At 54.2% G+C, this 23,503-nt stretch carries 21 protein-coding genes and 1 pseudogene; 11 read left to right on the top strand and 11 right to left on the bottom strand.

All coding sequences use genetic code 11. The annotated features are described in order from the left end of the window. From FBQ85_07695 to FBQ85_07670, 6 genes are all read right to left on the bottom strand, one after another. Positions 1–503, bottom strand: a 503-nt coding sequence (locus FBQ85_07695; protein MDL1875041.1) for a CHASE2 domain-containing protein, incomplete at its 3' end; no start/stop codon positions are given. Between the two features lie 8 nt (positions 504–511). Beyond that, positions 512–1,492, bottom strand: a complete 981-nt coding sequence (locus FBQ85_07690) for a hypothetical protein (GenBank protein MDL1875040.1) — start codon at positions 1,490–1,492, stop codon at positions 512–514. A 52-nt stretch (positions 1,493–1,544) separates the two neighbouring features. After that, a complete protein-coding gene (locus FBQ85_07685; GenBank protein MDL1875039.1) occupies positions 1,545–2,192 on the bottom strand; it encodes an FHA domain-containing protein in 648 nt (215 codons plus the stop codon). A gap of 227 nt (positions 2,193–2,419) precedes the next feature. Then, positions 2,420–4,147: an NAD+ synthase gene (locus FBQ85_07680; protein MDL1875038.1), complete on the bottom strand. Its 1,728-nt coding sequence runs from the start codon at positions 4,145–4,147 to the stop codon at positions 2,420–2,422. Positions 4,148–4,412: 265 nt separating this feature from the next. Continuing rightward, complete coding sequence (locus tag FBQ85_07675) at positions 4,413–4,700, bottom strand: HU family DNA-binding protein (protein MDL1875037.1); 288 nt, start codon at positions 4,698–4,700, stop codon at positions 4,413–4,415. Beyond that, on the bottom strand, positions 4,679–4,981 hold the full coding sequence (locus FBQ85_07670) for a hypothetical protein (GenBank protein ID MDL1875036.1): 303 nt from the start codon (positions 4,979–4,981) through the stop codon (positions 4,679–4,681). Before FBQ85_07670 ends, FBQ85_07675 begins: the two co-directional genes overlap by 22 nt. A 387-nt stretch (positions 4,982–5,368) precedes the next feature. On the opposite strand from FBQ85_07670, the pseudogene FBQ85_07665 reads away from it, so the two are divergent. The 8 genes and pseudogenes from FBQ85_07665 (at position 5,369) to FBQ85_07630 (ending at position 15,741) form a co-directional block, all read left to right on the top strand. Further along, positions 5,369–5,557 (top strand): annotated as a pseudogene (locus tag FBQ85_07665) (hypothetical protein). Between the two features lie 133 nt (positions 5,558–5,690). After that, the gene (locus tag FBQ85_07660) at positions 5,691–6,473 is read left to right on the top strand and encodes a histidinol phosphate phosphatase (protein ID MDL1875035.1); all 783 of its coding nucleotides are present in this window, start codon (positions 5,691–5,693) and stop codon (positions 6,471–6,473) included. A gap of 219 nt (positions 6,474–6,692) precedes the next feature. Further along, entirely contained in the window at positions 6,693–7,295 is a 603-nt protein-coding gene (locus tag FBQ85_07655; protein MDL1875034.1) for a hypothetical protein, read from the top strand. Between the two features lie 2 nt (positions 7,296–7,297). After that, complete coding sequence (locus tag FBQ85_07650) at positions 7,298–8,248, top strand: hypothetical protein (protein ID MDL1875033.1); 951 nt, start codon at positions 7,298–7,300, stop codon at positions 8,246–8,248. A 532-nt stretch (positions 8,249–8,780) separates the two neighbouring features. Further along, positions 8,781–12,152 carry a hypothetical protein gene (locus FBQ85_07645; protein ID MDL1875032.1) on the top strand — a complete coding sequence of 1,124 codons (3,372 nt, stop codon included), beginning with the start codon at positions 8,781–8,783 and terminating at the stop codon, positions 12,150–12,152. 116 nt (positions 12,153–12,268) lie between these two features. Further along, the gene (locus tag FBQ85_07640) at positions 12,269–12,676 is read left to right on the top strand and encodes a hypothetical protein (GenBank protein ID MDL1875031.1); all 408 of its coding nucleotides are present in this window, start codon (positions 12,269–12,271) and stop codon (positions 12,674–12,676) included. A gap of 114 nt (positions 12,677–12,790) precedes the next feature. Beyond that, complete coding sequence (locus FBQ85_07635) at positions 12,791–14,617, top strand: NACHT domain-containing protein (protein ID MDL1875030.1); 1,827 nt, start codon at positions 12,791–12,793, stop codon at positions 14,615–14,617. Then, the gene (locus FBQ85_07630; GenBank protein ID MDL1875029.1) at positions 14,530–15,741 is read left to right on the top strand and encodes a formylglycine-generating enzyme family protein; all 1,212 of its coding nucleotides are present in this window, start codon (positions 14,530–14,532) and stop codon (positions 15,739–15,741) included. The genes FBQ85_07635 and FBQ85_07630 overlap by 88 nt, the downstream gene beginning before the upstream one ends. Before the next feature lie 302 nt (positions 15,742–16,043). Here FBQ85_07630 and FBQ85_07625 read toward each other — a convergent pair whose 3' ends face one another. From FBQ85_07625 to FBQ85_07610, 4 genes are all read right to left on the bottom strand, one after another. After that, positions 16,044–16,337 carry a hypothetical protein gene (locus tag FBQ85_07625; GenBank protein ID MDL1875028.1) on the bottom strand — a complete coding sequence of 98 codons (294 nt, stop codon included), beginning with the start codon at positions 16,335–16,337 and terminating at the stop codon, positions 16,044–16,046. A 118-nt stretch (positions 16,338–16,455) separates the two neighbouring features. After that, positions 16,456–16,770 carry a hypothetical protein gene (locus tag FBQ85_07620; GenBank protein MDL1875027.1) on the bottom strand — a complete coding sequence of 105 codons (315 nt, stop codon included), beginning with the start codon at positions 16,768–16,770 and terminating at the stop codon, positions 16,456–16,458. Between the two features lie 51 nt (positions 16,771–16,821). Next, positions 16,822–17,181 carry a hypothetical protein gene (locus tag FBQ85_07615; GenBank protein MDL1875026.1) on the bottom strand — a complete coding sequence of 120 codons (360 nt, stop codon included), beginning with the start codon at positions 17,179–17,181 and terminating at the stop codon, positions 16,822–16,824. Then, positions 17,181–17,423, bottom strand: a complete 243-nt coding sequence (locus FBQ85_07610; GenBank protein MDL1875025.1) for a DUF433 domain-containing protein — start codon at positions 17,421–17,423, stop codon at positions 17,181–17,183. The genes FBQ85_07615 and FBQ85_07610 overlap by 1 nt, the downstream gene beginning before the upstream one ends. A gap of 162 nt (positions 17,424–17,585) precedes the next feature. On the opposite strand from FBQ85_07610, the gene FBQ85_07605 reads away from it, so the two are divergent. Together FBQ85_07605 and FBQ85_07600 are read left to right on the top strand one after the other, a co-directional pair. After that, positions 17,586–19,316: a hypothetical protein gene (locus FBQ85_07605; GenBank protein ID MDL1875024.1), complete on the top strand. Its 1,731-nt coding sequence runs from the start codon at positions 17,586–17,588 to the stop codon at positions 19,314–19,316. A gap of 345 nt (positions 19,317–19,661) precedes the next feature. After that, complete coding sequence (locus FBQ85_07600; GenBank protein MDL1875023.1) at positions 19,662–21,275, top strand: hypothetical protein; 1,614 nt, start codon at positions 19,662–19,664, stop codon at positions 21,273–21,275. 352 nt (positions 21,276–21,627) lie between these two features. Here the strand turns inward: FBQ85_07600 and FBQ85_07595 are convergent, their stop codons facing one another. Then, positions 21,628–23,142, bottom strand: coding sequence for a PDZ domain-containing protein (locus FBQ85_07595; protein ID MDL1875022.1), 1,515 nt, complete (start codon positions 23,140–23,142; stop codon positions 21,628–21,630). A 95-nt stretch (positions 23,143–23,237) separates the two neighbouring features. Between FBQ85_07595 and FBQ85_07590 the strand changes: the two genes are divergently transcribed. Continuing rightward, entirely contained in the window at positions 23,238–23,429 is a 192-nt protein-coding gene (locus FBQ85_07590) for a hypothetical protein (protein MDL1875021.1), read from the top strand. Positions 23,430–23,503 lie beyond the last annotated feature (74 nt).

Below are 23,503 nucleotides of genomic sequence, written 5' to 3'. Positions count from 1 at the left end.
TGGTTCGACACAGGCTCACCAACCTGGTTCGACACAGGCTCACCAACCTGGTTCGACACAGGCTCACCAACCTGGTTCGACACAGGCTCACCAACCTGGCTCGACATACGCTCACCGGCGCTGTTCGAAATCGGCTCACCAATGCGGCTGTTGCGCATGACATGCGCCAACTCTGCGGCGCCGTCGAGATCATCCGATCGCGCCGGCAGTATGATATCCAACACAATCAGTTTTGGCCGGGCGGCAGCAAGCTTTTGCAGCAAATCGGCGAGTTGCCGCCGCGGCCACGGCCAGGCGCCTACGCGCTGCAGGCTGGCGTCATCGATGGACACGATGATCATGCTCGAATCCACCGGCAATTCGCCGCGCAAACGAAACATGAGATCGAGATTTTTGCGTTCGAGGAATTCCAATGCCCCGGAGAGAGGAAACAAACGAAGATGCAGCAGCGCCGCCATCAGCAGCAAAGCGCTGCCGGCAAGGAGGGGAAGCTTTGACCGCATATCCGACTTCACAATTCACTTTCCAAATTGCGATCGCGCTGCTGATTCCAGCGCACCCAATCAAGCTCTGCGCCTTGATCGCGAAACGCCGCCGGATCAGAAGGCTTACCGTCTTTGGCGATGCGAATTTCTTGCTGGGCGCGCACCAGCTTGATCCAGGTTTCCAGTGAAACTTGCGAGGGCCCGGGCACTTGTTGCGGCGGGCCGATGCGCTGCGGCGGTCCGGTTGGACGCGGCGGCGACTGACTGCCGCGCACTTCTACGGCGCCGTCGTATACGCGCACCGTCGTCGCGCTGTCCGGCGCAACCACGGAACGATACGTCGTGCCCTGCACACCTGCGATGGCCGTGGGAAATTCCACGTCGATTTGCGGCTTTTGCTGAAAGAGTTTCGAGATGCGAGTCCACAACGAGCCAACAGCGAATTCAAACTTGGCTTGATAAGCGCCTTCGCGCTTCAGGTTTTCAATTTTCAAATGCGAATTGGCGTCAAGGCGCAACACGCTGCGATTATCGAGCACCAATTCGGCGCGGCTGGCGTTGCCGGTTTTGATTTCATCGCTGCTGTGCAGAATCAAGTTCGGGCGCGCCGGTAGAAAAGCCGGATTTTGTTGCGGCCGGCGATAGCTCACCTCGCCTTCAAAGTAAGTCAACACCGCGCTGGCCGCCTCACTCTTCAGCAATTCCGGCTTCGGCGAGCTGGTCGCGCGCGGCGGAAATAGCACTGTGTCGCCGGCTTTAAGTGCATTCAAATTTTTATCGGGATTTGCCTGGGTGAGCACGGCCAAAAGCGAGTCGTTGAAAAAGCCGTAATAGCGTATGGCGAGAAAGCTGATAGTATCGCCGCGTTGCACGGCAATTTGTTTGGCAGGCTGTTGCGGCGCCCCGGCAAATGCGAACAGCAGCAAGACAACCAGGAGCAAAGGTAAACGCAAATTCGTTTTCGTCATGGAATCTTTCCGCGCCTTGACACGCTTGACAGCAAGCATTTAAATTTTCGAAAAAGATACAAGAATCGCGCGTGCGGCGCAAATCATTTCTTTAGACGTCGCGCAGGATAAACCGCCGTCCGCCGATTTCGATCACGTCGTTGTACTGCAATTGCGCATTCATGATGAGAATGCCGTTGACGCGCACGCAGGGCGCGCCGGTTTCGCTGCAAATGTAGAACAAATCGCCGCGCCGGAAAATCGAGGCGCGCAACGGCGCAGCGCTGGGCACGCGAATATCGACCTCGCCCTCGTTGCCGAACACGACGCGATCCTGGGTGAGATTGAAAATGGCGTTGTTCGCTTCATTGACCAAAATGCCAGCGGCCGTGGATTCTTCGGGCTTGCGAATACACGTGTTCTCCGCCGGCGCAAACAAGGCTTGCAAGCGGTCGGTGGTTGCGGCCAGCTCCTCGGCGAAGCGCAACACATATGCGCCCACTTGAATCTCGTCGCCCTCCTGCAAGCGCGCGGGCGCTGCGAGCTTGTTGGCGTTCAGAAAAATGCCGTTGGTGCTGCGCACTTCTTCCACCCAAAAATTGCCCTGCTCGTCGCGGCGCAAACGTGCATGCTGGCGTGAAACCGAGAGATCGCCGAGACGGATGGTGTTCTCCTGCGCGCGACCGATGGTTACAACAGCATCGTGCAACCGGGTTTTGAACAGCAGCACATCATCTTTGGTGATGAAAAGCGAGGCCATGATGAAGTGGATACGCCAAGTCCATAATCTATTCGATCAAAAAGCAAGCAGACAGCAGAAATCCAAAAGATTGAATTGTTTTGTCAAACAGCAGCTTTGAAAACTTCGCCCGCAGAAGCAGAACGGCCACAGAAAGAAAAAGCCTTTTAGTGGGATTTCATTTCAGTGGGCGAAACACTTTCAGTCCCGCCGCTGTGGGATTATTCTAATTTTGAACGCCTTACGACCTAAACCGGCTCGCAGGGCCGGAAGCCGTTGGTAATCGGCATGCGGCGGTCTTTGCCGAAGTTTTTCGTGCTGATCTTGATGCCGGGCGCCGCCTGCTGGCGTTTGTATTCGGCGCGGTCGATCAGCCGCACCACGTCTTTTACCACGTTGTCGGGCAGGCCGCGCTCGACCATTTCCGGCACGCTGCGATCGTCTTCGACATATTCTTCGATGATGCGGTCGAGCAAATCATACGGCGGCAACGAATCCTGGTCGGTTTGATTGGCGCGCAACTCCGCGGTCGGCGGCCGGTCGATGGTACGTTGCGGAATGACGGGATGAGGAAAACCGCGCTGGTTGATCCAGTGGGCCAACGCATACACCATAGTTTTGGGAACATCTTTGATCACCGCAAAGCCGCCCACCATGTCGCCATAGAGTGTGCTGTAGCCCACCGCAGTTTCACTCTTGTTGCTCGTGGCCAGCACGAGCCAGTTGAATTTATTCGACAAGGCCATAAGCAAATTGCCGCGAATGCGCGCCTGAATGTTTTCCTCAGTGAGGTCCGGTTTGAGGTTGTTGAAGGTATCCGCAAGTGTCTTTTCGTAACTGATCATGAGATCGCCAATCGGCAGCGTGACGGTTTCAATACCGAGATTGCGCGCCAGCGCCAGCGCATCTTCGTTGCTGAGCGAGGCCGTGAACACGCTCGGCATCAAAACGCCGACGACATTTTCCGGGCCAAGCGCGGCCACGGCGATCGTCGCAACCAAGGCAGAGTCAATGCCGCCGCTCAGGCCGAGCACGACTTTCTTAAAGCCGTTCTTGCGCACGTAATCGCGCGTGCCCAGCACCAGCGCGGAAAAAACCTCGTCGGCTTCCTCGCGCACGCGCGCGACAACCGGCGGCACATGTTCAGCAGGCTGCGGCGCGGGGAAAGGCGCGGGAATCACGGCTTCATCGAGTTGGTAGCGCTGTTCCAAACCGAGCGAGGGCGAAGGCAGGGCCGTGTCAATGCCGACATCGGTGATGATCAAATGATCTTGAAACTGCTCGCTGCGCAGCAGCAGCCGGCCTTCCGGATCAAACAGAAACGCCTGCCCGTCAAACACCAATTCGTCCTGGCCGCCGACCATGTTGACATACGCAAAAAAAGCTTTGGAGCGCCGTGCGATGGTGGCAACCAAATGCTCGCGCTCCAGACCTTTGCGGAAATGATAGGGGGAGGCGGAAATATTGACCAGCAAATGCGCGCCGCCCGTGGAAGCCTCGAATTCCGCAATGGGATCTGCCGTCCAAATGTCCTCACAAATATTGATACCGATGCGCAGATCATCCCAGACGACCACCAGCGGACGGTTGCCGGGTTCAAAATAACGGCGTTCGTCGAAGACGCCATAATTGGGCAGGCAAATTTTATGATACGTGGTGATGAGCCTGCCCTCCGCGCAAACGGCGGCTGCATTGTAGACGCGCTGTGCGACGCGCTCGGCGAAGCCCACGACGGCAACCAGGCCGCGGCTGGCTTGCGCGATTTTGTCCATGGCTGCCATATTCGCACTGACGAAATCATCGCGCAAAATGAGATCTTCCGGCGGATAGCCGGTGACAGCCAGTTCCGGAAACAAGACGAGATTGACGCCCTGGCGGCGCGCATCTTCCATGTATTGCAGAATTAGCGCCACATTGCGGTTGAGATTGCCCACCGTCGGATTAATTTGTGCAAGCGCAAGGCGCAGAGGTTTAATCATAGAGAAACCTGAAAAATCGAGTTTATGATGCGGACGCGGTCACGACAAACAAACCATGCCGCGCCGCCGGCGGAACGAGCTTGTTTTGATCGCAGACGTTCATCTCAAAAACAAAAACCCATCGCGGCGAGCCGGGATGGGTTGAGGGATTCGAACCTTTTCATAAGGGCAGAAGAAAAGCCCATCTCGAAGCTTCGGGATGGGCTGTCGCAATTCTGTTTGAAGCTTGATCGCTGCGACCGGGATGAGCGCCAACTTGGTTTTATTTAAGTGCGGCGTCTTTCGCGGCCTTGGCAATGCGAAATTTCAGCACGGTCTTGGCAGGGATCTTGATCGCTTCGCCGGTCTGCGGGTTGCGTCCCATGCGGGCCTTGCGTTTCACCACCACCAATTTGCCAATATCAGGAATCGTGAATCCCTTCTTGGCTTCCTTCGCGGCCAGGCGGGCAAGTTCTTGGAACCATTCCGTGGATTGGGCGCGAGTCATTTCGAATTTTTCGGCGAAATGCTTCACCAATTGTCCTTTTGTCATGGGACCTGCGGTAGCCATAAACGCTTCTCTCCTCGATTAGGTTGTGAATGAAAAGTGATACAACAGCAAACGAAAGCCGCACGCGCGGCGATTTTCAGCACCGCAAAAGTACGGGGCAAAGATATGCAGAAAAACCAGTGAAGGCAAGCATTTTCTCGCAAAAGCACGCGCAAAACCGCAAAAAATGCGGGTTTTGGACGCTTGGCAAGCTCGCGCGCGCTGTCGTCGAGAAGAAAAACCTCCGGCAGGAATCTCACGCAGGCGCGCCGGGCCGCGCAAGCAAAGGGTAAAATGGGCATTTTATCGCCGCAAAAAAAGCGCATTATTTTTGGCTGTTGTAAAATTCGTCTTGCATATCGCAAATTGATCAATTATTTTTTCGCTCGCATGTAAGACGCTCGCAGCCTAAATCACGCGTGATACACTCAATTCCTAACTCTTTTGTGGAGGAAGCGATGGACAACTGGCCTTATACCCCATCCGACGACGATGACGAGGAGAGTTACGATCCGACGGACTCTGAAACGAACCCGGCGGATAGCGATGAAATCGACGAACCCTTTGGCGGATCCCCGTGGGCAGCGGGTGATGACGACGAAGAAGAGGAAGAGGGCGCCGAGGTAGTGGAAGAGGTGGTGGCGCCCGTGCCTGCGCCGGTCAAAGCCGCGCCCAAGCCCGCCGCGAAGAAGAAAGCTGTGGCGAAGAAGAAGCCTGCTGCAAAGAAGAAACCCGCGGCTAAAAAGAAAGCCGTAGCGAAGAAGAAACCGGCCGCTAAAAAGAAAGCCGTGGCGAAGAAGAAACCTGCCGCAAAGAAAAAACCGGCGGCCAAAAAGAAAGCGGCGCCCAAGAAAAAGGCAGTGCGCAAACGCCGCTAAGAATCTTCGCTCCTCGTCGCAGTTGCACATGATCGTGCGAAGTTGGATACCCTCCGCTCGTTGCAAAATTGCAATGGCCGGAGGGTAATTATTTTGGGGAGGTTGCTGGCTGCAATCTCGAAAACATTACATCATGAAATTTAATGAGTTGCAAACCCGCCTGGAAGCCGCGCTCGAAGCCTGTTGGCGCGCCGGAAAAATCACGCTGGAATATTACCAAGCCCATCCCCTAACCGAAACCAAAAGCGATGGCTCGCCCGTTACCATTGCTGATCAACGCGCCGAGCAGGAGATCCGGCGGCTGCTGGCAAAATATTTCCCGCACGATGCCATTGTCGGCGAAGAAGCAGGCGCGAGTCCGCCCTCCGCAAACGGTACGTGGTACATCGATCCCATCGACGGCACACGCAGCTTTGTGTGCGGCGTGCCGTTTTATGGCGTGTTGCTTGCCTACGAAATTGAGCGGAACGTCGCGCTCGGCGTCATCAATTTCCCGGCGCTGGATGAAATGATTTGGGCGTTGCGCGGCCAGGGCTGCTTTTGGAATGGCCGGCGTACACACGTCTCCGCCGTGACAGAACTGCGCGACGCCACGCTGCTCTCAACCGATTTTTTTGCCATGGATAAATTCGGCTCAAGCGCGGCGCGTGAAAAGCTCTGCGCTGCCACCCAATTGCAGCGCACCTGGGGCGATGCTTATGGCTATGCCCTTGTCGCCACCGGCCGCGCCGAAATCATGCTCGATGCGCGCATGGCCGTGTGGGATTGCGGCCCGCTGCTGCCCATTCTTGAAGAGGCCGGCGGACGCTTCACCGATTGGGAAGGCAATGCCACCATTCACGGCAACAACGCCTTCGCGACCAACGGGCATTTGCACGAAACCGTCCAACGCATCTTAAACGCGACGGCCCGATGACTCATCCTATATCTGAGCCGCCAATCCTCGCTGATCAACGTGAATCATAAGAATAAACGTTGATTAACGGTTTGAGGGAAGGACAGCCCATTTCAAATGCCGCCCTTTAGTCGATTGACTTTTGCAAAAAAGGGGCTTACTTTCACGGCGTCTTCAAGCCCTCCGCCAAAACACGAGGAGCATTGCCCTCGAGTTGCTCATTTTTACCGGGAGAAAATCGTGCAGATCAGGCTTATCCCATTTGCGGTGCTCGCATTCAGCTCGCTGGCCTTCGCGCAATTCAGCGACCGTCCCGTCGATCGCTTGATTCTTTCCGGCAGCGCCGCGGTTTTTCGCATCAATCATGACGATTTCTCCAGAATTTATGACGGCCGCAGCGGCCTGGCGCTCGGGGCCGCCGCGACTCTCAAAATTCGTGCGCCCTACAATGTTGTCGTCAAGTATCATCAATTCGAAAGAGAGCGCCCGACCACGATCGCGGGCGAGGTTTATAATTTGAATTGGCGGGAACGCTGGGTCAATGTCGGCATACGCTATCTCAGCTATAGCGATGCAAAGACGACGAGCTTTTTCGGCTTTGGGTTTGCTTTTTTTAATGTGGATGAGAGCGGGCCGCTCACCCTGTTTCGTGAGGAAGACGGCCAGCGCGAGGCCAATGGCTTTTTTCTCGATGTCGGTTTTGATTATCGCTTTGTCAAACGCGCCGGTTTTTTTGTGGAAGTCGAAATCACCTCGGCCAGCGTGGGCGGCGGGGCCGGTTTCGAAGGTTCGAGCGTCGGCGGCTATTTGCTGGGCGCAGGTTTGAATCTCTTTCTGTTCTGAAGATGAAGAACATCACGATGAATTTGCTTATTGCGCTTGCAGTTGTGCTTTGGTTTCCCCTTTCTCTTTTTTCACAGACCACGCTTCTCGCCCGTTTTTCCGGCAGCATGCTTGCCGACAGCGCCGGCGCGTTGCCGTTATCCCATCCCGCTGCGCTGGCACTTGATCCCGACGGCAATCTCTATCTCGCCGATACCGGCAATCACCGCATTATCAAAAGTGATGCGCAGGGCCGGCTGCTGCGCGAAACCGGCGGCTTCGGTTTTGGCAACGAACAGTTCGATCGCCCGGTCGATCTCTGGGCGGGCAACGGCCTCGACGTGTTCGTGGCAGACTATAACAACCAGCGCTTGCTGCGTTATGATAAAGATTTGAATTTTATCTCTTCTTATTCTTCGGACGAATCCCTGGAAGAAAATTTGCGGTTCGGTTATCCTGCGGCTATTGCCCTGTCGCCGCAGGGCGAATTGTTTGTCGCCGATCACGAATTCAAGCGCCTCCTGCGGTTCGATGTTTTCGGCAACCCCAAAGCCAGCTTTGCTGATTTCAATTGGGGCGAAGGCGGGCTTGATCGCCCGGCCAAGATTTTGATTTCGGCGCGCGGCGACATTTTTGTGAGCGATTCGGTGCGCCAGGTGGTGATGATTTACGATGCCTTCGGCAACTTCACCGGCAAACTCGGCGAAGGCTTGCTGAACCGGCCTTGCGGTCTGGCGGAATGGCGCGATTTGATTTTCGTCGCTGATCGCGGGCATCGGCGCATCGCTTGCTTCACGCGGGCGGGCGAATTCCTTGCAGAATTCGGCAACGACGGAACGCTGCGCACGCCGGTCGCGCTGGCGCTTACTCCCGCAATCCGGCGAGGCCAGGAGCCGGTTTTTACCGCGCGAGCGTATGTGCTGGATGCGGCGCAATATTGCGTGCAGGTTTTTGAAGTGACGCTGGGAAAGTGATCGGGATTTGCTTAAAAAAACAATTGGGACACAGATTCCCGCGGATCGTCACAGATCAGATCAGCGAAAATCTGCTTTGATCTGCGTTCGATTTTTTTTGTTCCTGATCGAGTTTTAACAAAACCACTAAACTGACAAACGGAGAACGGCGCGGCGCATTGCTACAAAAATTTGATCACCGGAATCTGACATTCGCCGGTCACTCGATGTTCAATCCAGTTTGAGCAGCAATGCAATGTTTGCCTTGTGCGGTTCACTCACGCGCCGTAGCCGTTATTGGTATGAATATTTTGTTTTGTCATTCCGCAAGAATCCTGTGAAGTTTGGAGGCCGGGTGGAATTTTCACAAGATTCTTACAGAACGACAAATGCCCGCAGATGCGGTTTTCAAGCTTATAGAACATCAATCGTTCTAAGCCTCGCTCTTGCCTCTCCGGCCATCGCGCAAGAACACATTTCAGAAAATTTACTTCTCTCGCTTTCCTCGCGCCAATTCCAATTCGCCGCATCCTCCGATACCATCCGCGTCGCCTTGCCCGACAGTTTTATCATTGCCCAATCCGAAACTCTGCGTTGCGGTGAATATATCTTTGCGCGCGGAACGGATTATCACATTGATTACGGCCGCGCTATCATAACCTGGTTTGGGAATCGAACAGATTGCGACAGCTTGATCCTCAATTACCGCGTGCTGCCGCTGCGCCTGCCCACGCGGCTGTCGTTGTTCCAGCTTCAACCGCTGCCACAAGACAGCTTGCCGGCGGCAAAACTGGAATTGGAAAGCCTGGTCAGTCCAGCGCAATCGACGCGCCGTGGTTTTGCGCAAAATCGGGGCGCAAATCTCGTCAAGCGTGGCAGCCTCACGCGCGGCCTGAGCGTCGGCACGAATCAAGCGCTGACCGTCGATTCCGGCTTGCGCATGCAAATTGCCGGAGAGATTGCGGACGGAGTGGAAGTTATCGCCGCGCTCACCGATCAAAACACGCCGATTCAACCGGAAGGCAACACGCAAACCTTGCAGGAAATCGACAAAGTCTCGGTGCAATTGAAAAGCCCAACGTTCAACGCTACGCTGGGCGATTTCGAGATTGCCTACGACGGTAGTGAGTTTGCGCGCTACAGCCGCAAGTTGCAAGGCGCGCGCCTTGCCGTAGGCCGTTCGCCGGTCAATGCGCCGGCCGGCGCCACAAATTTCCATTTCACTGCCTCTGGCGCGGTTTCGAAAGGGCAATATACCACCAACCAGTTTAATGGGATTGAAGGCAATCAAGGGCCGTATCAACTGCGCGGCGATCGCGGCCAAATCGATATCATCGTTTTGGCGGGAACCGAGCGCGTGTGGATCGACGGCGAACCGATGACGCGCGGCGAGAACAACGATTATGTCATCGAATATGCCAACGGCCAAATCACCTTCACGCGCAATCGCCTGATCACGGCAGACTCGCGCATTACCATTGATTTTCAATATTCCGATGAACGCTTTCGCCGCAGCCTCTACAGTGCGCAGGGCGCACTCTCGGCGCTGGGGGACAAGGTGAAATGGCAAACAACATTGCTGCGCGAAGGCGACAACAAAGACAATCCACTGAGCTTCACTCTCGGTGAGGCCGAGCAATTTGCACTGAGCCAAGCCGGTGATCAACTAGCGTTCCGCGACGGCGCGGTGCCGGTCACACCGCCCGCGCGCGGCAGTTACATTCGCATCGATTCAACCGTGATGTTTTACCGTTATGTCGGTTCCGATTCCGGAAATTACAACGTTTCGTTCTCAGATGTCGGCGACGGCCGCGGCGCATATCGTTTCCGCAGCTTCGGAAATTATGAATTCGTGGGTGAGAATCGCGGACGTTATTTACCGGTAATTTTATTAACGCCGGCGCAGCGGCATGACGTCGTTGATAATCGCCTGCTACTGCAGCCCTGGCGCGGCGTGTCGTTGATTAACGAGCTGGCGCTCAGTAATCTCGATCAAAATTTATACTCTTCGCTCGATGATGGCGATAATCAAGGCCACGCCTGGCTTACCGCATTGCAAATCGAGCAGCGGCCGCTGCAATTCGGCAAAACGAACTTGGGACAAATTGCATTGCAGTTGCAGTATCGCAGCAAAGACGCGCGCTATCGCGATATCGATCGCAGTGATGTGGTGGAATTCAATCGCAAATGGAATTTGGCCAACTCCGCAGCAATCAGCGATGAGGATTTGCTGGAATCGCTGGTGACTTACATCCCCGTCACCGGCTGGCGCTGGCAGGGCAGTCTCGGCAGCCTGTCGCGCGGCCGCTCGCAAAGCTCCTCGCGCTGGGAAATCAACACCAGCTTGCGGCGCAAAAGCTGGCCGGAGCTGAATTATCGCATCGAAAATATTGCCCGCGAAGAAACGCCGGCAGATTCTCTACAAAACTTCCTCGCAATGGATTCCGATTGGCTGCGGCAACGCGGCAATGCCAGTTGGAAGATCGGGCGATTTACTCCGCTCGCCGGTTATGAAGCGGAAGATCGCAAAGAAATTTTCGCCGATTCACTCGGCGGCTTCCGCTTTCGCAGCGTTACCGGCGGCATGGCCGTGGCGTTGAGCCGGCATCTCTCGGCGCAAGCCTCGCTCAACGAACGCAACGATGATACCCGCACGCTGCAAGGCTTGCGACCGGCATCCACCTCGCGTACACAAACGTATGGGCTGGATTTGAAACAATGGAAAGCGCTGGCGCTGAATCTCAATGTCACACATCGCGAGCGCACGTTTGCGGATGCGACGACGCCGGCAACGCGCAGCGATCTGGCGGATTTGCGCCTCGGATTGACGCCGTTTCGACGCGCGCTGAATGCCGATGTGCATTATCAAATCACCAACACGCAAGCTTCGCAGCAGCAGCGCGTTTATTTCAAAGTGGAACAAGGCCGCGGCAATTACCGCTTCGATCCCGAGCAAAACGAATACATTCCCGATCCCCTGTTCGGCGATTATGTTCTGCGTTTAGTGAACACTGAGCAATTTATTCCCGTGGCAGAAGTGCGCTTGCGCAGCAACATTCGGCTGACGTTCAAAGAACTGTTGCAGCCATGGGCGCAGCAAAACGGCGAATCCAAGCCTTCACGCCCGTCGTGGTGGAAATCGTATCTCACGCCAATTTCGCTGAATACGTTTTTGCGTTTGGAAGAGAAGACCAAATACCCCGAGGTTTGGGAAAGTTATCGCTTGAACCTCTCGCATTTTTTGGATGACTCGTTGACGATCTTCGGAACGCAGAGCCTGCAACAGGAAATTTATTTGTGGGAAAACCGGCGCGAGCAGTCGGTGCGTTATCGCTTGACGGCCTTGCGCGAGCGCAATAATCAATTTTTGGATGAAGGCCTGCGCCGCACGCAGATGCAACATGAATTGCGCCTCACTTGGGCGCTTTCACCGAAAGTGACGAGTCAAACCGAGCTGAAGCTCAATCGTGAAGATCGCGTATTCGACAGCGCCGGACGCAACGATCGTCTGGTGCGAAGTAAGCAAGCAGAAATCGAATTGTCCTATCGCCCGCGCCCGGCTTTGGAAGTGGCGAATCGCGCCGGCGCGGCATTTGACCGTGATTTGCATGAAACGGCAGATCGCCCGAGTCTGCGCGCGCAGGCGTTGTTCCTGCGGCCGCGCGTGGCCTACGCGTTGCGCGGCAAGGGCCGTATGCAAGGCGAAATCGAATGGGTAAGCGTCAGCGCCGAACCCGCCGGGCAAGTGTTGCCTTATGAACTTGCGAAAGGCAATCGTGAGGGCACAACCTGGCGCTGGAATTTTTCGGTGGAATATCGCGTGAGCAGCAACGTGAATTTTTCCGCCACCTATCTCGGCCGCCGCGAACCGGACCGCCCGCAGACCTTGCATCTCGGCAAAGTGGAGATGCGCGCGTTTTTTTGAGCATAGAAAACAGCAGTTGCATCGCTGGGAATTTGTTTTATATTTGATCACACAGGCTCAGGGTTGTTGAGCAATACATCGGCGAGGGTTTAAAAAGTGATCATCAAATCTTTCAAATGGCAGAAGTCCCTCAATTTGAAACCGTAGACGATGAAGTTGAGTTTTGGGAAACTCACAGCACGGCGGACTACTGGGATGATATGGAAAAGGCCGAATTCCAACTCGAACCGCATCGGAATCTTCTCCATCCCAAATTGATTTTCCTTGCCGACCGGCCAGCTCGGTGCCCTCGGTGCCACCATGAAGTGGATGAAGTTTTCATTCAATTTGTCGCCATGCAAGATGGCCGCCTCGTCATGATCCGTGATGTACCGGCATTGCGTTGCCGAGTGAATGGGCATGAATACATGCTGGAGAGAACGTTGGATCAGGTCGAACACGTGTTGAATCTTGAAAATTTGCAAAAACTCCGCCCGGCTGAAATGCTGCATGTGCCGGTCTTTAAGCTGGGAGTGGCGGCATAGACGGATACAAGAATCATTGAGAAGCTTTCTCCTCCTGCATCCTGAGCTTCTTTACAATTGGCCATACCGATTTATTCATTTTTCGTAGCGTAGAGAAAATGACCGCATTGCCCGATGCAAACCAAACGAACTCTCCGCATCGTTTTATCCTCTCCCAGCGACGTTGCTGACGAATGCCGCGTGATGGAGAGCGTCATCGCCGAATTGAATCGCGGCGTGGCGCACGAACGCAAAGTCACTCTCGAATTGACCCACTGGCAGACCGACACCTATCCTGGTTTTCATCCCGAAGGCCCGCAGGGCGTCATTGATCCGATCTTGAAAATTGAAGATTGCGATATTTTGCTCGCGATCTTTTGGAAACGGTTTGGCACACCGGCGAAGGGCGCTTTATCCGGCGCGGAGCATGAGATCAGAACCGCGATCAAAGCGCGACAAGCTAGCGGCCGGCCGTGGATCATGATCTATTTCAAAGAAGCCGATCGTCGGCTCAAAACGCCGGAAGAACTGCGGCAATACGCTGCCGTACTCGAGTTCAAGCAAGATATTTCGCCACTGGGTCTGTTTTGGACGTTTGACGACACTGCTGATTTCGAGCGCAAAGTGCGCCAGCATTTGACGCATTACATTCTTGATCACGTTCATCCCACTGCCGGCGAACCAACACCGTCCAGCTCGGCAAACCGCGTGCAGGAATTGCTCCGCAGTCACCGCCGGAACTTGCAGCAGAAATTCTCGACCATCCATCTCTTCGGTGAAAAACGCAAGCGTCGCTCAGACTTCCAGACTGCGGCAGACAAGTTGTCTGCGCGAAGTTTACAGGACACGGTCGACATGGCGGATATCGAACACGGCTTCGTGCCGTTGCATTTGCTGGATTGGCAGGATGAAAACAGTCCGCCGGCCACGCCGCTCGATATTGACGATGTGCTCTTCCGCGACGGCCCGCCGCGGCACTTCTTGCTGCGCGGACTGCCCGGCAGCGGCAAAACCACGTTGCTGCGCTATATGGCGCATCGTTTCGCCGGCGCGGATAGCGATTGCATTCCCGTTTACCTGCGCTGCAAAGCGCTCGCTTTGAGCGAAGCCACGCTGGAAGATTTTGTGCAGCAGCAGCTCAACGAAGACAGCGACAGTCCCGAGATTTTCGCAGCGCTCTGCGCCAAAGAACGGTTTCTTGAAAAGAACATGGTCTTGCTCTTTGACGGCCTCGATGAAATCGAGCATGCAGAGACCGGCAATCGCATTGCCGCCGAATTGGAGAAGCTGGCGCGCAACTATCCGCGCGCCAAAATCATCGCGGCCAGTCGCCCAATTGCGGTGCGGCCAGATGACTTTACCAAATTCCGCCGCCTCGACGTGCTGCCGTTGGCGCCGGAGATGATTCGATCTTATGTGGAAAAATGGTTTGCCGGCGAGCCGGAGAAAATCGCCGCGCTGGAGCAGAGCCTGGCGCAGCGGCCACGCATTCGCGATTTGGCAGCCAACCCATTTTTGCTCAGCATGATTTGCTTCACCTTCGAGCAAGGCGGGGACGCGGCTCTGCTCGAGCGCCGCAGCGATCTTTATGAAAAGTGCATCCAATATTTGCTGCAGCGCGCTTATGATCCCGAAAGCAGCGCCTCCGCCAAAAGCAATTACCAGCATACCCTCGAGATTCTAAAAGATGTCTCCCTGCGTTTTTTTCTGTGGAAAGAAGATGATTTTCCGGTGGACCACGTGAATGTCATGGGCCGGGCCGCGCTTTCCGCGGAGACGCTGGGCCGCCCGGAAGATTTTCTCAACCGCCTGGAGCGCCAGACCGGCCTGATTCAGCGCGCCAAAGAAGGCTTTACCTTCGTGCATCGCTCGCTGTGGAATATTTCACCGCGCGAGCGTTGCTTGACAAGACTCCAGACTTCGTTATCCGCCATGCCGCCAATCCCGATTGGGAAGAAGTGATTAGACTTTACGCTGGATTGCTGCAAAACGACACTGCAATTGCCAAATTGGTCCATGGGTTATGGAAGAGCAACCGCCCCTTGGCTCTGCGCGTAACCACCGAAGTAAAAACGCCAACAGCAGAATTGCTCAAGCCATATATTGAACAAGAAGAAGGTAATCAGAACAAACTGCTACTCATCGATAGTCTCGAACAATCGTTACATTTGATTGGGGTAACTGCGCAGTCAAATTTGGTGCGCGAAACGTTGGATATTTTGTTGATCAAATGCGAAGAGCGCAATTGTGAAGTGATCTACCACGCGCAAGAATTGTTAGAGACGTTGGACATGCAACCGCTGCAACCCGGCGGGTTGATTTACGAGTTGTTTGATCTCGAACACGCCGCCGAGCGCCAGCAAAAATTTCTCGCTGATCCGGCAAACCATTTTGAATGGATCGAAGTGAAAGGCGGCGAGTTTTGGATGGGGGATGATGAACAGGAGGATAATGAAAAACCGGCACATCGTGTCAAAGTGGATGACTTTCGGATGGCCAAGCATCCGGTAACCAACCGTTTGCTTTCCACTTTTCCATTCGGACAGAAATTTCCCACCTACGGCGGCGAAAGCAATCCTGCTATTGGTAACACATGGTATGAAGCTTATTATTTTGCCTTGTGGCTTGATTGCAGTTTGCCCACTGAAGCGGAATGGGAGTACGCCGCGCGCGGTGGAAAGTATGCACAAAGAACCCAATACTTCTTTGGCAATTCGATTGAAGAATTGCCAAATTATGCTTGGTTTGGCGAAAACAGTCGTTTATATCCACACGCAGTTAACGAAATCAATAGCCGAAGCAGTAAGGAGAATTTGAATCCATTAGGCCTGGCAAATATGCTCGGCAATGTTCTGGAGTGGTGCCAGAATTGGTATGATAGATTTCCATCGACTGGTATCGCCGAAGAAACCATTGAGAATCCATTTGGTCCTTCAACAGGGAAGTACAAAAACGCAAGGGGGGGTAGCTTTCGTAGTCTGCCAACATCGGTTCGTTGTGCTCATCGTGGCTTTAATCTGGATCCAGGAGACCGTACCTACGATTTCATAGGCTTCCGTCTGGTGTCGCGCTCAAGGAAACAGTAGCGGGTTTATAGCCCTATCAGAATGCCTGAGTTCAACCGTTCACGAACGGTTGAAGCGCGCATGCCACCGTCCAGAGTCCGAACCGGTCCCCCCCCCCTTTGGGGTGGGACGAACAATCAAACCGTTTGGGGACGGTAAGTAGCCCGTCGAACATCGTCCCCAAACATTTTAGTGTGTGACCAGAATTGAGAAACCGTCCGGGCGGTTTTTCTTGAAGTGTGCATAAACTCAATAAACAGCATATGCGCTTATTAGCAACCGCCCGGACGGTGGCCTTTTCGCGGCAGCCAGGGTAAGCGAAATTACTTCAGAATGCCAATGAGGTGAAGAAACTCTTCAGGCGTGACGACGGGGATTTCTTGCTGCGCGAAGTGTTCTTTGTTGCGGGTGATGAGGTAGTCAACCTGCATTAATTTGGCGGAAAAGAATTGAATATTGTCTTCAAAACCCGGCATGGAAGAATCAAGCGCTTCAAAAATTATTGAGCGCGTTAAAGGAATGATTTCAAAGTCTCTCGTAACAAACTTGGCATCGGTTCGAGCCTGTAATTCCCCAAATTTGCGAAGCCGTTGAAAATAGATAATGGCTATCGTCAAGGCCGAGGTGAAACCGCTGATGCCCGAGGTTTCAAGCTTTTGAGGGCAGCGACACTTTCCACCCAGCCGGCGCGTTGCGTTAAAACATCCATGAACACGTTGATATCGACATGGACTTTCATTTGCCGTATTTCGCCTCCAACGCGTCAATGAGCAGGTCTTTGTCCGAAACACCTTCCGGCGCGGCCATACTGCCCACCAATTTGAAAAACTCGGATTCAATTTTAATATCAGGATACTTCTGCCGAAACTCCTCTTCCGGCGTCAACGTGCCTTGAGGTTGCGGCGATTCGAGATGATCGGCATTGTCGGGCGCAGGCATCTTCAGATCAATCTCGATGATCGCGCGATTGCCGCGCGCCTGATAATGAACCATATCATCGAGCGAGACGCCCAATTTCTCCGTCGCTTCTTTGAGGGTGGCGGTTGTCATGATCAATCTCCTTGATTTGCGTGAAAAAGGTATTGAGGCGAGACAACAGTCTTATTGTGGGTGAATTCGCAGCCGTCCATTTTTGTAAACACTGAAACTGCCAAACAGCTTATCCTCGTGTTCAGAGAATATTTGAGAGATGATTTGAACTTTTTCGAGGCTGGTTGCATCGTCCAGGCGCAGCAAAAGAACGCCGGCATTGGCGGCTTTGTGCCGGTAAACCAATTCCCCGAAGTCTTTGTCCATTGTAATGACCAAGCGCCCTTCTCTAGCTGCGATCTCTAAAATTTCATCGTCACCCATTCGGGGATTAATATTGCGCGTGGCAAGCACGTCATGACCTTGTTGCGACAACCAATCTTCCGAAAGCTTGCCGACGCCGACATCCATAATGACCTTGAGGTTCATCATTATGCCGCTTTAAGATCATAAACTCGCTCTTCCGAAATAACCGAGGCGGCATAACCAAGCGCCGCGCGGATATCGTCGGCCTCCAGTTCGGGGTAATCTTGCAAAAGATCTTCCGCAGGAACGCCGGCTGCCAGCGCATGCAAAATCTGTTCTACACTGATGCGCAGCCCTCGAATAGTCGGTTTCCCCAGCAATACCTTCGGGTTGAGCGTTATGCGCTCGCTCAGATTTCGTGAAGCCATAAAGTCCTCTCGATGTTTTGATTTGTGTGAAAAAGATAGTAACTTCTCGACGTGGAGTCAATTGCTTTTTTGACGACGTGATGCACCGAATTAAATTTTAGCGTTTCGAGGTCGAAGTTGTCCACTCTCCTCATTAAAATTAAGTTGCCCGCCCTTCTCATTTTGTCTTTTTTCCTCCTCAGCGACGGCTTTCCTCAAACAAAACCTGACAGCGCAGGGAACGCCTTGATCTTTGTGCGCAACGGCAAGATGGTCAGCGCAGCGTCGGCCGGCGTGAACATAAAAACCGCAAAAACCCGCGCCGAGCTGGAAACCGCAGCCCGGCAGGCCCTCGAGAATCTCCGCCAAAAGCGCTTTTACTTTGCCCGGATCGATAGCGCCATCTCAATAAAAACAGCCAAAAATAACGCGGATGTAATTCATTTCTATCTGAATTCCGGCCCGGAATTCGATCTCACTACCCAAATCAGCCTGAGCGACAGCAGCATACCACAACAAGACTGGCAACGCGAGCTGCGCGGCGCGCATGATGAAACCGCCTGGCTGGCGCGCCTCAACAACGTTCTTACCGGCCTGGCGCGCGAGGGCCATCCACTTGCTTTCTTCACCGTGGATTCGGTGACGGTGCAGGAAGACTCGAACAAAAATTCGCGGCTGGCGTTGTTACATCTCAAGCTAGAGCCCGGCCCGACTGTGCGACTCGATTCGATTTTGATTCGCGGCAATAAAATTACCAAAGCCAACGTGCTGCTGCGCGAGCTGCCGGTTATGCCGGGCGACAAATTCAATCTCGATGAGGTCGAAAGCATCCCCGACCGCTTGCTGCGTTTGGGGTTTTTGAAATCCGTGTCTCCGCCGCAATTGCACGTTGATAACCGGGGACGCTATCTTCTTGACCTCGCAGTTGTCGAAGGCAACAGCAACTTTCTCAACGGCGTGGCCGGCTACAATCCCGGCAGCGGCAATGAAAAGGGTTATCTCACCGGCTTGCTCGATTTGAAATTCGGCAATCTGCTTGGCACCGGCCGCCTGGTGAATGCGCGCTGGGAAAAGCGCAGCCGCGACACGCAGGAACTCGCGTTGCGCTATCGCGAGCCGTGGCTGGCGGGCTGGCCGTTGCATGTTTCCGGTGGATTTCAACAACTTGTGCAGGACACTTCGTATGTCGAACGGCGCTGGGATGTGCTGGCCGAGCTTCCCGCGGGCAGGCGTTTCACGCTCTTTGGCCAGTTGCTGACCGAAAGCGTTTCACCGGATTCGCTGGCCGCGCTGCAACTGGGTTTGCCGGAGAGCCGCGTTGCCAGCGTGGTTGCCGGCCTGCGCTATGACTCGCGCGACGATTTGATCAACCCAACTGCCGGTGTCTTTTACTCCACCTCGCTTGAAACCGGGCGCAAGCGTTATGGCCCAACGGCGGAGGCCGCGGCGCAGTCCTTCTCGCGCAAAAAAATCCTGGTGGATTTCGAGTGGCTGTTGCCGGTGAAATGGCCGCAAGTGTTGAGTGTTGCGATTCACGGCCGCGAAGTTACGACGGGCGAGCCGTTGGTTTCGATTACCGACCAAATCCGCTTCGGCGGCGCAACCACGCTGCGCGGCTATCGCGAGGAACAATTTCGCGGCTCGCGTGTGGCGTGGAGTAATTTCGAATATCGCTACCTGCTTTCGCGCCAATCACGAGCCTTTGTGTTTTTAGATTTGGGCTACTATTTTCGTGAAGAGCCGGCGAACAGCACTGCTGCCGCTTTAACGGCGATTGATGAGATAAAGCGATCTTTTGGTTTGGGTGTTCGTTTGGACACACCGCTTGGTATTGTCGGCGTTGATTACGGCCTCGGCGAAGGCGATGATCTGCTCAACGGTAAGGTTCATGTGAGTTTGTTGAATAGCTTTTGAGCCGTGCTTCGCATGGAAAGTTCAACACGGAAGCAGGTATTTTGGTGAGTCGCAGATTTCCACGGCTTGACATGGATTTTTAAAAGAAGCTTATTGCATAGCTCAGAAAACCAATATAATCTGTAATGACGAAGCACGTGGCATTTTGCTACAATCGCAAAGTTTTGTGTATGCTTGACACTCTCCGATAACTCCCCTGTTGATTTCCTCCTGCTCGCATCGCATCGACAAAAAATCAATAATATCAAAATCTTGAAGAGATCAAACTAGGAATGATTTTATTGGCACGCTGCTTGTTTGAGTGTACAGAAAACAAATAATTGTTTTTCGAGGGAGAACAATGACATGAAAAACATTGATACACGCATGCAAATCAAACAGCTTGTGTTTTTGGTGCTGGTGATTTTTTCGTTACTGATGCTGTTCTGGCTGTTGCTTTCGCCGCAAGCTGCAGCAGCCGGCCCGGCTGCGCCCTTGACGATGACTGTCGCCGCGCACGATACGACTGATTGCGACGGCGAACTGGTTCGTCAGGCGGAGCGCGATTATTTGGATGATCGCACGAATCTCACGCGGCGGTTTGGCGATTTTGAGTTGGCGCTGCATGACAGCCTCTCCGGCAATCTGGTGGTGGCCGGCGGCGATGTGGTGATTTCCGGGCGCGTGGCCGGCACCGTGTTGGTCGTGTGCGGCAATATCACCTTGACGTCCACCGCCGTCGTTGACGGTGATGTGGTGGCTGTTTCCGGGCGCGTGAAGCGTTTCGAGGGCAGCCGCATTGGCGGCGATCAAGTGGAAACCTCGCCGGAGTCGCGCCACTATTCGCGCGCGCGCCGCACCAGAGACAGGGGTTGGGATTGGGAACGAAATTGGAAACGCCAGCAACGCCGCCTGGCCTCGTCTTTCGATGTTGATGCCCACTACAATCGCGTAGACGGGTTTTATCTCGGCGGCAGCTTGCCGCGTAAATATCGCGGCTTCACGAATGTCGGCATGTTCGGCTTCGGCGGCTACGGCTTTAAGGCCAAGCGCTGGCAATATCAAGGCGGGGCAGAGTTTTATATCGGCAGGGAATTTCGCACGGCGCTGGGCGCGGAGACGCACGATTTCACGGACACGGAAGACGGCTGGATCATTCCACGAGACGAGAATACCGCAGCCGCGCTTTTCATCAAAGAAGATTTTCAAGATTACTATCGCCGCAAAGGTTTCAGCATCTTCGGCAGTCAAAACTTCGGCAACGATTTCAAACTCACCGCCGGATATCGCCGCGATGATTTGCTCACGCTCGAGAATCGCGCCGTGTGGTCGCTATTTGGCGGCAAGAAGAAATTCCGCCAGAATCCCACGATTGATGAAGGCAAGTTGGTGAGTTATTTTACAGAATTCGGCTGGGACAGCCGCGATCACAAGCGTTCACCGCGGCGCGGCTGGCTCTTGAATGCGATGGCGGAGGTGAGCCGCCCCGATTTTGACAGCGACTTTGACTATGATCGTATGATCATCGATGTACGGCGTTATATCCCGATAGGCTACGGCAAAAATCTCGACCTCCGGCTGCGCGCCGGTTCGAGCAGCGGCGTGTTGCCGGCGCAATTTTTCTTCGATGCCGGCGGTCTTTCAACGCTGCAGGGCTATCGCTTCAAAGAATTCACCGGCAATCGCATGCTGCTGGGCAATCTCGAATACCGCATGAACGCGGGCCGCAGCCGCTTGCACGATATTCCCATTCTCAGCGAATTCAATTTGATTTTATTTGTGGATTCCGGGATGATCTGGGAGGTTGATGAAGGCGCAGCTCTGGCCAATTTTAAAGATTTTGACTGGAACCGGCTCAAAACCGATGTGGGCATAGCGATTACGGACAACGACGGCCGAGTGCGCTTGAATTTCGCCAAGCGCACCGACCGCGGCCATGATGATCTCGTGGTTACATTCCGCTTGAATCGCGCCTTCTGAGGAATTTCGGGCAGGATGATTGGGAATAGTTCTGCTGCTGGATCATTCTGGCTGAGCCTTTTTCTATCGCACGAAGTGATTCATGACGCCGGGCATCACCGCTTAACCTTTTCATGACTCGACAAAATACCGCCGGTCTGCAAATCAAGGCCGGCGATTAACTTTTCGATTTCAGAATAAATTTCTGAAAGTTTTTGCCCACAGGATTGTAATCCCATCCAAAAGGCTTTTTTATTTTGGTGGGATTTTCATTTTTGTGGGCGGAGTTTAAGGCTGCTTGACGGGCTTCGATTTCCATCTTGTCCCAAAATCGGTATAAACTCTTCACCGCGTGACCGTAACAAACACCGCATTACAGAACCTCCAAAAATAAATGATAAAGCGCCTCCTCGCGCATCACGGCTAAAATCACGGCCTCGCCCGCTTTTAGATTGTGTAAAAGTCTGCTGAAATCATCGCGTCTGCGCACTGGCAGACGATTGAGGGCGAGTATGATATCGTTTGCCAGCAATCCCGCCTCCTCAGCCGGACTAAAACGTTCGACCGCCGTCACTTTCACACCGCTGCGCCCTCTTCTCAATGTCAGCAAATCTGCCTCAGTGAGGTTGGCCACGCTTATGCCCAAATCCTTGAAATGCGCTTGCGCTGCGGGCGGCAACAGTGGCTCGCTTGCCAACGGCAGCTCACCGAGCACGAGACGGTGCGTCAACTCACGCTGGTTGCGAAAGATTCTCAACGTAACCAGCGCGCCGGGTTTCTTGCTTGCCACCAGGGCCTGCACATCATTGGTTTGTGAAACAGCAATACCGTCGATGCTCAAAATCACATCCATCGGCTGCAATCCGCCCCTGTGCGCCGGACTGTCTTCGTAAATATCATCTACGAACACACCGGCCGGGCTAGCGAGCCCCAACGCGCGCGCTTCCAGCTCCCTCACATTGCGCATGGCAACGCCGAGATAACCGCGTTCGACTTTGCCGTAGCGCATCAAGTCCACGGCGATGCGATGCGCAAGATTGACCGGCACGGCAAAGCCCAGGCCCACATCGTAGCCGGTTTCCGTGGCAATGGCCGTGATGACGCCGATGACTTCGCCTTTGAGATTGAACAGCCCGCCGCCGCTGTTGCCGGGGTTGATCGCGGCATCGGTTTGAATGAAATGCTCCACGCCGAAGCTCTCTTGAATCACGTTGATCTGCCGGCCCTTGGCGCTGATGATGCCGGCCGTCACCGTGAACCGCAATTCCAGTGGATTGCCCACCGCCAACACCCATTCGCCGATATTGCTTGTGCGTGAATCACCGATGGCCGCCGGCGTGAGAGGCTGCGCCTCGATCTTGATCACCGCGATTTCCGAAAGCGGATCAAGGCCGACAATTTTTGCCGGGAAGGTGCGCCGGTCCTGCAGGGTTACAGTGATCTTGTCGGCGAAATCGACCACATGCGTATTCGTCAGAATATGGCCTTCCGGCGAGATGATGATGCCCGAGCCAGCGCTGCGTTGTTGCAACTCCGGTGTTTGCAGCGGGGCCTCCGGTTCGCGCGAGCGGTCGCGCGGTTTTGCCTCGCGGTAGCGGTTCAGATCGCGCGCCGAAAAAACGCGCAAGCATGAAACCGCCACGACAGAGGGCAAAATACGCTCGGCGGTTTGCACAAAGGTGGAAGGGGGCGCATTTTGGTGTGAAGTGATGAACTTCGGAGAAATGAGAGATGCGGCCAACGGCGTGCTTACTGCCGATAGTTGGTTTTGAAAAAATGGCGTGAATGAAAATCCCGCGATCAATCCAACCGCTAAACTGAATAAACAAAGCCATCCGGACTGTCGTCGCACAAAGAACGGCAATCGTGCTTCGTTATGCTCCTGCATGACACGCTCCTGAGGTTGTTATTGTTGGTCGGGTCCTAATGCCTCGATTTTGTGGGTGATCTGAAATGTTCTTACATACGAGAACGAAGATTTAATTGCAAAGGAAATTTTGGTATCAAATACCGTCCGGACGCTCGCAGCGTCCGGACGGTTGTGTTTTCTCGCGGCCGCCATTTGGCGGTATTGATGATCGCGCGGGCGGTTTCGCGCAGGACCGGGCCGCCGTCTTGCGACTCGGCAATGACTTGGCGAAGTTGTGGCCGCTTGTTGCGTGCAAAGGCCCGTAACGTTGCGGATAGTTCTTTAAACAAAAAAGCCAACAGATTCCAAAAGGTCGGTTGGCTTCTTCTCTCAATGAAAC

Source organism: Cytophagia bacterium CHB2, from assembly GCA_030263535.1.
GTDB lineage: Bacteria > Zhuqueibacterota > Zhuqueibacteria > Zhuqueibacterales > Zhuqueibacteraceae > Coneutiohabitans.
The sequence above is the reverse complement of the archived record's forward strand: the minus strand, read 5'-3'. Positions and strand labels throughout refer to the sequence as shown.